10 protein-coding genes are annotated in these 11,985 nt (G+C 75.7%); 5 read left to right on the top strand and 5 right to left on the bottom strand.

All coding sequences use genetic code 11. The features are described from left to right. Positions 1-63: 63 nt before the first annotated feature. The 3 genes from solA to ACI79W_RS06630 form a co-directional block, all read right to left on the bottom strand. The gene (gene solA, locus ACI79W_RS06640; RefSeq protein WP_456561286.1) at positions 64-1,215 is read right to left on the bottom strand and encodes an N-methyl-L-tryptophan oxidase; all 1,152 of its coding nucleotides are present in this window, start codon (positions 1,213-1,215) and stop codon (positions 64-66) included. A 1-nt stretch (position 1,216) separates the two neighbouring features. Beyond that, the gene (locus tag ACI79W_RS06635) at positions 1,217-3,646 is read right to left on the bottom strand and encodes a GcvT family protein (RefSeq protein WP_456561285.1); all 2,430 of its coding nucleotides are present in this window, start codon (positions 3,644-3,646) and stop codon (positions 1,217-1,219) included. A 155-nt stretch (positions 3,647-3,801) separates the two neighbouring features. Then, positions 3,802-4,575 carry an IclR family transcriptional regulator gene (locus ACI79W_RS06630; protein ID WP_456561284.1) on the bottom strand — a complete coding sequence of 258 codons (774 nt, stop codon included), beginning with the start codon at positions 4,573-4,575 and terminating at the stop codon, positions 3,802-3,804. Between the two features lie 109 nt (positions 4,576-4,684). Here ACI79W_RS06630 and ACI79W_RS06625 point away from each other — a divergent pair, with 109 nt between their 5' ends. Together ACI79W_RS06625 and ACI79W_RS06620 are read left to right on the top strand one after the other, a co-directional pair. Continuing rightward, positions 4,685-4,906: a FitA-like ribbon-helix-helix domain-containing protein gene (locus tag ACI79W_RS06625; protein WP_456561283.1), complete on the top strand. Its 222-nt coding sequence runs from the start codon at positions 4,685-4,687 to the stop codon at positions 4,904-4,906. Continuing rightward, positions 4,903-5,286: a type II toxin-antitoxin system VapC family toxin gene (locus tag ACI79W_RS06620; protein ID WP_456561282.1), complete on the top strand. Its 384-nt coding sequence runs from the start codon at positions 4,903-4,905 to the stop codon at positions 5,284-5,286. Before ACI79W_RS06625 ends, ACI79W_RS06620 begins: the two co-directional genes overlap by 4 nt. Before the next feature lie 34 nt (positions 5,287-5,320). On the opposite strand, the gene ACI79W_RS06615 is transcribed toward ACI79W_RS06620, so the two are convergent. Further along, entirely contained in the window at positions 5,321-8,539 is a 3,219-nt protein-coding gene (locus ACI79W_RS06615; RefSeq protein ID WP_456561281.1) for a DEAD/DEAH box helicase, read from the bottom strand. 88 nt (positions 8,540-8,627) lie between these two features. Here ACI79W_RS06615 and ACI79W_RS06610 point away from each other — a divergent pair, with 88 nt between their 5' ends. The 3 genes from ACI79W_RS06610 to ACI79W_RS06600 are packed head-to-tail and all read left to right on the top strand — an operon-like array spanning position 8,628 to position 11,441. After that, complete coding sequence (locus ACI79W_RS06610; protein WP_456561280.1) at positions 8,628-9,989, top strand: phytoene desaturase family protein; 1,362 nt, start codon at positions 8,628-8,630, stop codon at positions 9,987-9,989. 12 nt (positions 9,990-10,001) lie between these two features. Then, positions 10,002-11,108, top strand: a complete 1,107-nt coding sequence (locus ACI79W_RS06605) for a hypothetical protein (protein ID WP_456561279.1) — start codon at positions 10,002-10,004, stop codon at positions 11,106-11,108. A gap of 60 nt (positions 11,109-11,168) precedes the next feature. Continuing rightward, positions 11,169-11,441 carry a hypothetical protein gene (locus tag ACI79W_RS06600; RefSeq protein WP_456561278.1) on the top strand — a complete coding sequence of 91 codons (273 nt, stop codon included), beginning with the start codon at positions 11,169-11,171 and terminating at the stop codon, positions 11,439-11,441. Positions 11,442-11,448: 7 nt separating this feature from the next. Here ACI79W_RS06600 and ACI79W_RS06595 read toward each other — a convergent pair whose 3' ends face one another. Next, positions 11,449-11,931 carry a hypothetical protein gene (locus tag ACI79W_RS06595; protein WP_456561277.1) on the bottom strand — a complete coding sequence of 161 codons (483 nt, stop codon included), beginning with the start codon at positions 11,929-11,931 and terminating at the stop codon, positions 11,449-11,451. Positions 11,932-11,985 lie beyond the last annotated feature (54 nt).

The raw sequence follows: 11,985 nt of genomic DNA, 5'->3' as shown, positions 1-11,985 counted from the left end.
CGGTGTAGTACCGCCCCGCCAGGGTCGGCATCAGGCTCGAGGAGGCGGCGGGGAGGGTCGCGGTCACGAGGTGGCCTCCAGTGCGGGCCGGCGGGGGTCGAACAGGCCGATCGGGTGCTTCGTGGTCCCCGTGGTGGCGAGGTCGGCGAGGACCTCGCCGACCACCGGCACGAACTTGAAGCCGTGCCCGGAGAAGCCGCAGGCCACGGTCACCTGCGGGTGCTCGGGGTGCGGCGCGATGACGAAGTGCTCGTCCGGCGTCGTCGTGTACATGCAGGTGGCGGCCTCCAGGAACCGCCCCGGCAGGGTCGGCAGCACCCCGGCCAGGTGCCCGGCCATGGCCGCGACCTCCTCGGCGTGGACCTCCCGGTCGATCGTCCCCGGCGTGCACGGGACCCCCCGCCGGAAGAAGGCGACCTTCGCCCCGCCGTCCGGGCCGTCGATCGCCGGGAAGCCGTAGACCTGGGTGCCGTCGGCCGCCTCGTGGATGTAGATCGGGTGCCGGTCCGGCGTCCAGGCGCCGGTGCCGCCGGTCGGCTGGAACCAGTACATGACCTGCCGCTCCACCGTCAGCGGGACGCCGAGGTCGGCCAGCACCTCCGGCGCCCACGAGCCGGGGCTCACCACGAGCGCGCCCGCCTCGTGCTCGCCCGCCGCCGTCCGCACCCGCACCCCGCCGCCCGGGGTCGCCGTCCACCCCAGGGCCGGCTCGGAGAAGCGCAGCTCGGCACCGCGCGCCGAGGCGAGGCGGAGGTGCGCGGCCACGGTCGCCTCCGGGCGGGCGAAGCCGGCGGCCGCCTCCACCAGCCCGACCTCGTCGTCGGCCGGCGTCAGCGTCGGGAACCGGCGGCGGACCTCCGCCGCGTCGAGCAGTTCGTGCGCCAGGCCCCACTCGCGGGCGGACTGCAGGCTGCCGGCGACTGTCCGGGACTCCGGCCGGCCGAGGAACACCCCGCCGGTGCGCACCAGCACGTCGGTGCCGGAGTCGGCGCACAGCTGGTCCCACAGCTCGTAGGCGCGCAGCAGCAGCGGCACGTAGGCCGGGTCCTCGAAGTAGGCCTGCCGGACGATCCGCGAGCCGCCGTGGCTGGACCCCTGGTCGTGCGCCGGGCCGAACCGCTCCAGCCCGAGCACCCGCTGCCCGCGGGCGGCCAGGTGCGCAGCGGCCGCGCTGCCCATGCCGCCGAGCCCCAGCACGATCACGTCGTAGGCCATGTCAGCACCGCATCCGCGCGCCGGCGGGGTCGACCAGCGGCTCGGCGGTCACCGTCGCCGCGACCGGCTCCCCGAACCAGTCGATCGTCACCGCGGTGCCCGGTCCCGCCACCGAGGCCGGCAGCCAGGCGTAGGCGACCGTCCGGCCGATCGTGGCGCCGTACCCCGCGCTGGTGACGTGGCCGACCGGCGTCCCGCCGACCCGCACCGGCTCCCGGCCGAGCACCGTCGTCGCCGGGTCGTCGAGGAGCAGGCAGGCCAGCCGCCGGTCGTGCGGCCGTTGCTCGAGGGCCGGACGACCGACGAACTCCTTGTCTTTCCGGACGGCGAACGACAGCCCCGCCTCGACCGGGTCGTGCTCGGTCGTCATGTCGACCCCCCAGGCGCGGTAGCCCTTCTCCAGCCGCAGGCTGTCGAAGGCGCGCCGGCCGGCGGCGACCACCCCGTGCCGCTGCCCGGACTCCCACAGCACGTCCCACAGCCGCAGCCCGGTGGCCGCGTCGGTGTACAGCTCCCAGCCGAGCTCGCCGACGTAGGAGACCCGCAGCGCGGTCACCGGCACCCCGCCGACGGACAGCTCCCGCGCCCGGAAGTAACCGAATCCCTCGTGCGAGACGTCGCCGCTCGTCAGCGGCTGCAGGACGTCCCGCGCCCGCGGGCCCCACAGCCCGATGCCGCAGGTGCCGGCGGTGGTGTCGCGCAGCTGCACCGACCCGTCGTCCGGTGCGTGCTGCCGGAACCAGTCCAGGTCGAGCGGGCCGTTGGCGCCCACCTGGAACCGCTGCTCGCCCAGCCGGGCGACGGTCAGGTCGCTGCGGATCCCGCCGGCGGCGTCCAGCAGCAGCGTGTAGGTGACCCGGCCGACCGGCTTGGCGACGTCGTTGGTGGTCAGCCGCTGCAGGAAGTCGCACGCTCCCGGACCGGTCACCTCGATCCGGGTCAGCGGGGTCATGTCGTACATCGCCACGCGCTCCCGGGTGGCCAGCGCCTCGGCGGCCACGGTCGGCGACCACCACCGCGCCGCCCACGCGTCCCGGGGCGGCAGGTCCAGCCCCTCGGCCAGCTGCGCGTTGGCCTCGAACCACAGCGGCCGCTCCCAGCCGCCCGCCTCGGTGAGGACGGCGCCGAGCTCCAAGTGCCGTCCGTAGAACGGGCTCGTGCGCAGCGGGCGGAGCACCGCGGGCGGGTCCAGCGGGTGGACGACGTCGTAGACCTCGACGAACTGCTGCGCGCCCCGCCCGGCGACGTACTCCGGGGAGAGCTGGACGTCGGTGAACCGGTGCAGGTCGCACTCGTGCACGTCGGTGCGCGGTTGCCCCTCGACCAGCCACTCGGCCAGCGCCTTCGCCACGCCCGCCGAGTGGGTGACCCACACCGCCTCGGCGACCCAGAAGCCGGGCAGGTCGCGGTGCTCGCCGAGCAGCGGCATGCCGTCGGGGGTGAAGGAGAAGACGCCGTTGATGCCGTCGGCGACCTCGGTGGCGGCGAGCCCGGGGAGCAGGGCCAGGCTCTGCTTCCAGGCGTCGGCGAAGTCGTCGGGGGTGAAGGGCAGGCAGCTGTTCGCGTGCTGCTCGGTCTCGGCCGCGGTCACCGGCATCGGCCGGTGGCCGTAGGAGCCGATGCCGATCCGGTCGCCGTGCTCGCGGTAGTACAGGTCGGCGTCCTGGTGCCGCAGGATCGGCGCGCTGATCTCCCGCACCGCGCCGGCCAGCGCCGGCACCGGCGCCGTGGTGGCGTACTGGTGCGCCAGCGGCTGCAGCGGGACGGTCAGCCCGGCCAGCGCGCCGACGTCCGGGCCCCAGAAGCCGGCGGCGCAGACGACGACGTCGGCCGGCACGAAGCCCTGGTCGGTGTGCACGCCGGAGACCCGCCCGGCGGCCGAGGCGACGCCGGTGACGCGGTGCCGGGCCAGGAAACGGGCCCCCCGCTCCATCGCCCGCCGGGCCTGCGCCTCCCCGGCCGGCACCGCGTGCGCCAGCCCGTCGCTCGGCACGTGCAACCCACCCAGCACGGCGCCCGGGTCGAGCAGCGGGTGCAGCCGGGCGCACTCGCCCGGGTCGACCAGCCGGGCCTCGATGCCCCAGGAGGTGGCGAGGCCGTGCCGGCGGGCCAGGTCGGCCCAGCGCTCCGGCGTCGTCGCCACCTCCAGGCCGCCGACCGGCCGGAAGACCGGTGCGCCGTCGAGCGCGAGGTCGCCCAGCTTGCCGACGGTGTAGCTCGCGAACTCCGCGAGCGTCTTCGACGGGTTGGTCTGGAAGACCAGGCCCGGGGCATGCGAGCTCGATCCGCCGGCCGCGAACAGCGGGCCCCGGTCGAGCACGGTGACGTCGGTCCAGCCGCGCGCGGTGAGCTCGTCGGCCAGCGAGCACCCGACGATGCCGGCGCCGACGACCACGACGCGGGGCGACGTCCTGCGGGGAGCCATGTCCATGGCCACGCCCTTCGTCCGTTGCGGTCTCCGCAACTGCTGGCGGGATGCGCAACAGCGTCGGGAACGGCTCAGCGCCCCGTCAAGAGGCGGAAGCGTGTCGGCGCGAGTCCTGACACGGCGTTCACACCGGCGACACGGAGCGCCGCCCCGGTGCCTCAGCCGAGCTGCCGGCCGGTCTCCGTGGCGACGGCGCACAGCCGCTCCGCGACGTCGCCGAACCGGTCGCGGGGCAGGCGGTAGGAGGGCGCGGACACGCTGAGCGCGGCGACCAGCCGCCCGTCCGGCGCGCACACCGGCGCGGCCACCGCGTTGAGGCCCAGCTCGAGCTCCCCCTCGGTGGCTGCCCAGCCCCGCTCGCGCACCCCGGCCAGCACCTCGTCGAGGAGCGCGACGTCGGTGATGGTCGACGGGGTGTACCGCTCCAGCGAGGTGGCGGGCAGGGCCGCGCGCGCGGCCGCCGTCCCGAAGGCCAGGAGCACCTTGCCGCTGGAGGTGGCGTGCAGCGGGGTGCGCCGGCCGACCCAGTTGAGCACGCCCACCGAGGCGCTTCCCTGCACCTGGCTGATGTTGACCGCGCTGTCGCCGTCGAGCACCGCGAGGTTGACCGTCTCGTCGAGCTCGGCCGCCAGCCGCTCGCACGCCTCGCGTCCCAGCCGGCTGAGGTCCAGCTGGGCCGCGCTCGCCCCCGCCAGGCGCACCAGCCCGAACCCGAGCCGGTAGGTGCCCCGCTCCCCCCGCTGCTCGACCAGCCCGTGCGCCTCCAGGGTGGCCAGCAGCCGGGAGGCGGTGGACTTGTGCACGCCGAGCTCGGCGCCGAGATCGGTGGCACCGGCGCTGCCGCGGTCGGCCAGGACGGCGAGCATCGCCAGCGCGCGGTCGACGGACTGGACGAGCGCAGGCTGCCCGTCGCCGTCCGCAGCGTTGCGCATGACGCAACGCTAGCCGAGGACGGGACCCACCGGGAGGGTCGCCGCTGAACGAGGCGGCCGCGACCAGAACCTTGTCGCACCTTGCTAGCACTGAGCTAGCATCCTGTCCGTGCGGACCCTGTACCTGCGCAACGTCCCGGACGACGTAGCCGAAGCCCTCGAACGGCTCGCGGCACGAGAGGGCATGTCGGTGAGCGCGGTCGCGCTGCGCGAGCTCACGGAGGTCTCCCGTCGGGCGGACAACCCCCGGCTGCTCGCCTCCCTACCCGATCTCGGCGTCCCCACCGCCGACCTCCTCGCAGACATCGACGACGACCGCGCTGCGCGGTGATCGTCCTCGACGCGTCGGCCGCCGTCTCCGCGCTGCTGAACGACGGCCAGGCGCGAGCGGTCGTCGCCTCGGAGTCGCTGCACGTCCCGCACCTCATCGATCCCGAGATCGCGCAGGCGTTCCGCCGGCAGGTGGTCAACCGGACGGTGAGCCCCGACGACGGCTGGCGGGCGCTCGACACCTGGCGGCGGCTGGGCGTCACGCGCCATCCGGTCACCGGGCTGCTCGATCGGGTCTGGCAGCTGCGGGACAACGTCTCCGCGAACGACGCCTCCTACGTCGCGCTCGCCGAGGCGCTCGGCTGCGCACTCCTCACGGCGGATGCACGGCTCAGCCGTGTTCCGGGGCTGCGCTGCGCGGTCACCGTCGTCCCGCGCTGACCCACCGCTCCGGCGGTCGGACGGACGACGTCCCTCAGGCGAACAAGCCGCGGATGTCCTCGGCGGTCAGTGCCCCGGACAGCGTGCCGCCGTCGTCGTCCAGCACCCGGGAGAACAGGTCGCGCTTGCGGTCCTGCAGCGCCAGCACCTTCTGCTCGATCGTGTCCGCGGCCACCAGCCGGTAGACCAGAACCGTCTTGTCCTGCCCGATCCGGTGCGCGCGGTCGATCGCCTGCGCCTCCGCCGCCGGGTTCCACCACGGGTCGAGCACGAACACGTAGTCGGCCTCGGTGAGGTTCAGCCCGAACCCGCCGGCCTTGAGGCTGATCAGGAAGACCGGCGCCCCGCCCTCGCGGAACTCCGCGATCCGCCGCTCCCGGTCCCGGGTGCGCCCGTCGAGGTAGGCGTGGGGCAGCCGCGCCTCCTCCAGCCGCCGGCGCACGGTGGCCAGGAAGCCGGTGAACGAGCTGAACACCAGCGCCCGGTGCCCCTCGGCGACCACCTCCTGCAGGTGCTCGAGGAATGCCTCCGCCTTGCCCGACCGCATTCCGGCATACGCCTCGTCCACCAGCGACGCGTCCAGCGCCAGCTGCCGCAGCAGGGTGAGCGACCGGAAGATCGTGAACCGGTTGCGGTCGAGGTCGTCGACCAGACCGAGCACCTTGCGCCGTTCCCGCTGCAGGTGGGTGTCGTAGACCTTGCGGTGCTTCGGGTCGAGCACCACCTCGAGCACCTGCTCCTGCTTGGGCGGCAGCTCGGCGGCGACCTGCTCCTTGGTCCGCCGCCGCATCAGCGGCCGGATGCGGCGGCGCAGCGCGGCCAGCACCTCGGGGTCGCCGCCGCGCTCGATCGGGTGTCGGTAGTGCTCGGTGAACCGCTGCGGGCTCGGGAACAGCCCCGGCGCGACGATGGAGAGCATCGCCCACAGGTCCATCAGGTCGTTCTCCACCGGCGTGCCGGTGATGGCCAGCTTGAACCGCGCCGGCAGCCGCCGGGCGGCGGCGTACGTCTTCGCCTGGTGGTTCTTCACGAACTGCGCCTCGTCGAGCACCAGCCCCCGCCACGGCAGCGCCCGGTACTCCTCCTCCCCCAGCCGCAGCAGCGTGTACGAGGTGACCACCAGGTCCGCGCCCGCCACCGCCTCGGCCAGGGCGGTGCCGCGCTTGCGGCCGGTGGCCTCGATCGTCCGGACGGCGAGGCCCGGCGCGAACCGCTCCGCCTCGCGCGCCCAGTTCGCCACCACGCTCGTCGGCGCGACCACCAGCACCGGAGCGGTCAGCTCGCCGGCCTCCTTGGCCCGGCAGACCAGCGCCAGGGTCTGCAGCGTCTTGCCCAGCCCCATGTCGTCGGCGAGCACCCCGCCGAGCCCGGCGTCCCAGAGCACCGACAGCCACTGGTAGCCCTCCAGCTGGTACGGCCGCAGCCGCGCGGCCAGGCCCGCGGGTGCGGTGGGCGGCGCCGCGTCGTCGACGTCGAGCAGCGCCCCGACGTCCCGTGCCCACCGCTCGCTCTGCTCGGCGACCACCCCGAGCTGCACCAGCTCCTCCCAGAGCCCCGCCTGGTACCGGCTGATCCGCAGCCCCGGCCGGTCGGCGTCCTGCAGCGCCCGCGCCTCCTCGATCAGCGCACGCAGCCGGTCGAACTCCGGGCGGCGGACGTCGAACCAGGTCCCGCTGGGCAGCAGCAGGTGCTCCTCCCCCGACGCCAGCGCCGCGAACAGCGGGGCGAACGGGATCTCCTCGCCGTCCACGCTCACCGTCACGCCGAGGTCGAACCAGTCGCCGTCCTCCCCCTCGGTCGCCGAGACCGCCACCACCGGCGCGGCCTCGGACCGCCGGTAGACCACCGGTTCCCCGGTCTCCTCGACCTCCACGCCGGCGTCGGCCAGCCGGGGCAGCAACTCGGCGACCAGGACGACGACGTCCATCCCGGCGACCTCGGCGCTCTCGATCGGCCGGGGCCGCGGGCCGACGTGCCAGAGCCGCAGCAGCCGCTCGGGCGGTGCGGGCAGGGCGCGCAGCAGCTCCTCCTCCGCGGCGACGTCCCGCCCGGCGTCGGGCGCGGCACCACCATCGCGCGCCAGCGGCAGCCGGGGGCCGTCGTCGCCGTAGCGCACCGACCAGGTCAGCCGCGCCCGCTGGCCGGGCAGGTGCTCGACGGTGAGGCCCAGCCGGGGCGTGACCAGCTCCGGCAGCTCCACCGACCGGTCCGACGAGCGCACCGGCAGCGCGCGGCGCAACGCCGGGTAGAAGGCGGTCAGGAAGCGCTCGCGGTCGCCCGCCGGTACCCGCACCGGTCCGCTCTCCACCAGCCGCCCGGCGCTCCGCGGCACCTGCTGCAGCGGCACGAGCACGAGCCCGTCGCGCGGGACGAGCCCTGCCGCGACGCCGGGAGCGAGGGCCGCGCCGTGCGGAGGGCTGCCCAGCAGCAGCACCGACTCGGCCGGGACCCGCACGTCGTCGCCCAGCTCCACCACCGCCTGCACCCGCAGGCCGCCGCCCTCCTCCCGGACGTCGACGGCGAGCTCCCCCGGCGCCCCGACCCGCACCGGGCCGCCCTTCTTCGTCAGCAGCGGCACGCCGTTCTCCACCGCCTGCCGCAGCGCCGGCCAGAGCGCCGGGCCGAAGTCCTGCAGCAGCACCGGCGGCTCACCGGGCCCGTAGTAGTAGCCGGAAGTATCCGCGGACTGGTGCAGCATGCGCAGCGCGGTCACGTGCGCGGGGTCCCGCGGGGAGAAGTAGTCGTGCTGCAGGTCCCGCCACGACACCCCGGTGCGGACCCAGCGGCCCCGCGCGCCGGGAACGACCGGCCGGAGCCGCACCGAGGCCGGCACGGCGCCGCCGCCCTCGACGTCGAACTGCAGGCCCACCGGGGTGCCGCCGACGGAGGACTCGGCCTCCACGAGGTCGCCGAGGACGAGTTCCCAGTCGGGGGTGCGCGCGACCGGCAGTGGTGCTGCCGCGCCCTGCCGGGCGACCGTGAGCAGCGCGGCGACGTGCTTGCAGTCGTACCCGACGGGGCAGCTGCACTTGCCCCACCACCGGGCGGCCGCTGCGTCGTACTGCGCGACGGTCTGGTAGATCCGCCCCTGGCTGCCGACGACGACCGCCGAGACCTCGGGCCCCGTGGGTGAGCGCCAGATCTGGGTGATCCGGCCGTCCCGCGCGTACGCCGCGCCGCGCCGCCACGCGTCGTCCCCCACCGACCGGCGGAGGACCGCATCGGTGAGCGCCGGGCGCAGCTCGTCGAACACCGTTCGAGGCTATCGACGTCGGCGCCCGTCCCCGCCCGTCGTCCACAAGCGGTTTCGCTCCCCCGCGCAGCAGGGCAGTGCCACACCCATGGCTGCACACGACGTCGTGATCATCGGGAGCGGGATCAACTCCCTCGTCGCCGGCGCCACCCTCGCCAGGGCCGGGCGGGACGTCGGCATCTACGAGCGCGCACCGCGCCTCGGCGGGGCGATCCGCACCGAGACCGACACCCCGGCGCCGGGCTTCACCACCGACCTCCTCTCCTGCTGGCACCCGCTGTTCGTCGGCGGCCCCGCCTACCCCTCGCTCGCCGACGACCTCGCCGCCCGCGGCGTCGTCTACCGCAACACCGACCTGCCCGCCGCGGCCGCGCTGCGCGACGGGTCGACGGCGGTGCTCTCCACCGACGCCGACGTCACCGCCGCCGACTTCGACCGGCTCTCCCCCGGCGACGGCGACGCCTGGCGCACCTTCCTCGAGGACTTCGGCAGCAGGGCCGGCATTGCCTTCGGCGCGCTGGGCACCGAGCTGCTCTCCCTGGACGGGCTGAAGCTCGCCGGCCAGGCGGTCCGGCAGCTCGGCCCCCGCGGGCTGCAGCAGTTCGGCGCCGAGGGGCTGGAGTCCGCCCGCACCTGGCTGTCGGGCACGTTCGACTCCCCCACCGTGCACGGGTTGCTCTCGCCGTGGGTCGGCCACGAGGGGCTGGGGCCGGACGACGCGTTCAGCGGGTTCATCAACAAGGTGATCGCGCTCGCCCTGGCCCAGGGCGGCTGCCCGGTGCCCGAGGGCGGCGGGGTGCGGCTCGTCGAGGCGCTGGCCGGCATCGTCACCGACGCCGGCGGCACCACCCGCACCGGTGCCGACGTCGTCGCGATCCAGACGGCCGGCGGGCGGGCCACCGGCGTCCGGCTGGCCGACGGCGAGGTGGTCACCGCCCGCGAGGCGGTCCTGGCCAGCGTCACCCCGCAGCAGCTGTACCTGGGCCTGCTGGACGGCGTCGCGGCGGTGCCCGACCGGGTGCGCGAGGCGGCCCGCGGTCCGCGAGCGGTACGCCGACCGGGTCGTCGAAGAGCTCTCCCGGCACGTGACCAACCTGGACTCCGCACTGATCGCGCGCCGGGTGCTCTCCCCCGCGGACCTGCAGTCGTGGAACCGCAACCTGGTCGGCGGCGACCCCTACGCCGGCGCCTGCACCATCGACCAGTTCCTGCTGTGGCGGCCCACCCCGCAGACCCGCGGGCACCGCACCGCCGTCGACGGGCTGTGGCACATCGGCGCCTCGACCCACCCCGGCCCGGGCCTGGGCGGGGCGAGCGGGCTGCTGGTGGCGCAGCAGGTGATCCGGGCGGCGAAGCCCGGGCTGCTCGCGGCCGGCCGCCGGGCGCTGGGCGGCTGATCGGCGGGCGCACCAGGGGCCGGCGCAGCGGAACGGTCGGCAGGAACCCGTAGCGTCCGCCGGCGATGGCGAAGAACAGGAAGCGGGCCCGGCCCCGGCAGCAGCAGCGGCGGCGCACGACGCCGGAGATCGGCCTGCTCGACACGCTGGGCGCGGGCGTCGACGCACCGACCCCGGGTCCTCTGCTGGCGGTCGTGAGCTGGGCGCTCGCCGTCGCCGCGGCCGATGACGACCCCGCAGGGGCGTTCGGCAACCTGGTCCGCAGCTTCTCCGCCGCGGACCGGGTCGAGACGTCGGCCGCCCTGCTGGCGATCGCCACCCTGACCGTGGATCCCGACCTGCGCCGGCGTGTGCGCCGCGAGATCGCCGAGCGCGGTCACGTCGTGCCCCAGTGGCTCGCCGAGCTGCACCGCTCCCAGCCGGTCGACCGGGCCGTCGAGGTCAGCTCGGTGTTCCGGGACGTCGACGAGCTGCTCGTCGCGGTCACCGTGCCCGGCGGCGGGCCGCTCACCGCCGTCGTCGCCGTGGACAACGAGCGCGGCGCCGTCGCCACCGACGGGTACGTCGTCGCGGCACCGCTCGACGAGGTCGCCGGCCTGGTGGTCGAGGGGGACGACCCCGACCGCCGCGTGAGCGACATCGACCCCGCCGACGCCCGCGCCCGCCTCACCCACGCCCTCGCGGAGATCGACCTCGGCCCGGGGTGGGTCACCTCCGAGCAGCTGGTCGAGGTGCGCCCGCTGGTGGAGTGGATGCTGTCGCTGCTCCCAAAGGGCGGCCAGGACACCGGGCTGCAGGACCTGTCCGAGGAGGAGCTCGCCGAGATCGCCGAGGCGTTCCTGGCCTCGCCCTTCGGCCCCGCGTGGGCCCGTGGCGGCCTCCGCCCGCTCGTCGACGAGGTCGTGACCGCGGGGAGCGGCAACGGCATCGGCGATCCCCTCGTCTGGAGCAGGGGGAACGTCCGGGCGCTGCTCGACCTCGACCGGGGCGCCCTCGACCCCGCCGTGCTGCAGGTCGAGCGGGCCCCGGAGCTGCTCCGCGACCTGATCCGGTACGGGCACGCCGAGCGCGGTCTCCGCCCGCAGCTCACCGCCGACGCGCTGGCCGAGGTCGACTCGCGCGCCGACGCGTTCCGGGCGGCGTTGCGCCCTCTGGAGGACGACGAGGCCTGACCGGGTGGGCGACGGCGAGTCCACGCTGCACCCACGGACCCTCGCGCCGTACGGTCGGGCATGGCCGCTCGTCAGGTGTCCCGCGAGTTCGAGGAGCTGCTCGCCCGGCGGGTCCAGGCGGACCTCATCCAGCGCGAGACCGCGCTCCGCCGGGACCTGCTCAAGCTGGCCCGCACCCACCCGGGCAAGGCGTCGTCCGTCGTCGAGCGAGCCGTGCGCGGCGCCGTCCGCCGGAGCAAGCTCCCCCTCACGACCGCGACCGTGCGGAGCCTCGCGGAGCTGATCCGCCAAGGGGACGAAGCCGCCCCACCTCGACGGCGCGGCTGGTTCTGACCGGACCTCAGGCCCGCACGGAGCCCGAGTAGGTCCCGCCCGCGCCGGCCGTCGCCTCGACCCGCAGCAGCCCGTCCGCGTCGCCGGAGAGCGCCATCAGGCCGCGCACCTCGCCGCCGGGCCGGGTGATACCGGTGTAGACCAGCCGCGCCTCGGCCGGCTCCCCCGCCACGGTGCCGGTGAAGGTGCCGGAGAAGAGGAAGACGTCGGCGAACGTGCCGGGCGGGACGGCGAACGCCTGGTCGCACGGCGCGTCGACGGCGATCCGGATCGTGCCGGGCGCGGTCCCCTCGAGCGTGCCGTCGAGGGTCAGCGTCACCGGGACGGTCGCGAGGCACCGGTCCCCCGGCATCGGCCGGAGGTCGGGCGCACCGGTGATCGCGACCGTGAACCCGCCGTCGGCGAAGACCAGGGTGCCCGCCGCGGCCGGGGCGGCACCGACCCCGATCAGGGCGGCGCAGAGGACGAGGGACAGCAGCAACCTCCGCATGGCCGGACGCCAGGAGCCGCGCCCGGCCGGCCGAAGGGCCCTAGGACCCCGCCG

Source organism: Blastococcus sp. SYSU DS0533, from assembly GCF_054050775.1.
The sequence above is the reverse complement of the archived record's forward strand: the minus strand, read 5'-3'. Positions and strand labels throughout refer to the sequence as shown.

Coding starts and splice junctions, on each gene's coding strand:
- ACI79W_RS06595 (WP_456561277.1), bottom strand. CDS start 11,931: ATGCGGAGGTTGCTGCTGTCCCTCGTCCTCTGCGCCGCCCTGATCGGG.
- solA (WP_456561286.1), bottom strand. CDS start 1,215: ATGGCCTACGACGTGATCGTGCTGGGGCTCGGCGGCATGGGCAGCGCG.
- ACI79W_RS06630 (WP_456561284.1), bottom strand. CDS start 4,575: ATGCGCAACGCTGCGGACGGCGACGGGCAGCCTGCGCTCGTCCAGTCC.
- ACI79W_RS06635 (WP_456561285.1), bottom strand. CDS start 3,646: ATGGACATGGCTCCCCGCAGGACGTCGCCCCGCGTCGTGGTCGTCGGC.
- ACI79W_RS06610 (WP_456561280.1), top strand. CDS start 8,628: ATGGCTGCACACGACGTCGTGATCATCGGGAGCGGGATCAACTCCCTC.
- ACI79W_RS06600 (WP_456561278.1), top strand. CDS start 11,169: ATGGCCGCTCGTCAGGTGTCCCGCGAGTTCGAGGAGCTGCTCGCCCGG.
- ACI79W_RS06605 (WP_456561279.1), top strand. CDS start 10,002: ATGGCGAAGAACAGGAAGCGGGCCCGGCCCCGGCAGCAGCAGCGGCGG.